This is a genomic window from Oleiphilus sp. HI0132 (assembly GCF_001635845.1).
The window spans coordinates 1-977 of record NZ_LWGJ01001310.1; the positions used below are offsets into that span (position 1 = coordinate 1).

Here is a 977-nt window from a genome sequence, read left to right on the forward strand (position 1 = left end):
ACGATGAGGCTTTGGAAACTGCAAGAGCTTTGATCAAAGACCAGCAAAATATATCACTAGGCGATCGTGAACGCTTGTTTGGTTTTATTGAGGGAGGCGGTAAAGTGATTCTACCTGAGCCTCAGCCATTATTGACTGAAGCATCGAAGATGCCAGGTTTAGATGGTCAGAAAATGTCCAAATCTTACGGCAATACTATTGGCTTACGTGAGGATCCGGATTCGGTTACTCAAAAAATACGAACCATGCAGACAGACCCACAACGTGTACGCTTATCTGATCCGGGTGATCCAGATAAGTGCCCTGTGTGGAAGTTGCATGATGTTTATTCCGACGAAAGTACTAAATGCTGGGTTCGTGAAGGTTGCACCAGTGCAGGCATTGGTTGTTTGGAATGTAAGAACCCAATAATTGAAAAAGTGCTTGAAGAGCAGCGCCCAATTCGTGAACGTGCTCGCCAGTATGAAGAGAACCCAGAATTAGTGCGTAGTATTTTATCTGAAGGTGCCGAGCGCGCGCGTGACGCAGCAAAGGGAACGCTTCAGGAAGTTCGACGTGTAATGGGTTTATCTTTCGGCGCGTAAAGTGCTAGAAGATAGGGGGCTTGAGTATGTCAGCTGTGCAACAAGAATTACCTTTGGCAATTGTCGAAGGTAAAGTTGTAAGGGATGTCCCTCAAGACCTCTATATTCCCCCCGATGCTTTATCGGTTATTCTCGAAGCCTTTGAAGGCCCGCTAGATCTGCTCCTGTATTTGATACGACGCCAAAATATGGATATTCTGGCAGTTGATGTGAGTGAGATAACGCGTCAGTACATCGAATATATTCAAGTTGCGAAAAAGATGAAGTTCGAGCTGGCTGCTGAGTACCTACTCATGGCTGCGATGTTGGCCGAGATCAAATCTCGAATGTTATTGCCTAAAATTTCGCATGAAGATGACGAAGAAGAAGACCCACGTGCTGAATTGATTCGTC

General features: G+C 45.5%; 1 protein-coding gene and 1 pseudogene. Both read left to right on the forward strand.

What is annotated here, in order from left to right; all coding sequences use genetic code 11:
* A pseudogene (locus tag A3766_RS20005) lies at positions 1 to 584 on the forward strand (tryptophan--tRNA ligase); the annotation flags it as partial.
* 26 nt (positions 585 to 610) lie between these two features.
* A partial coding sequence (locus A3766_RS20010; RefSeq protein ID WP_197479644.1) for a ScpA family protein occupies positions 611 to 977 on the forward strand: 367 nt, incomplete at its 3' end.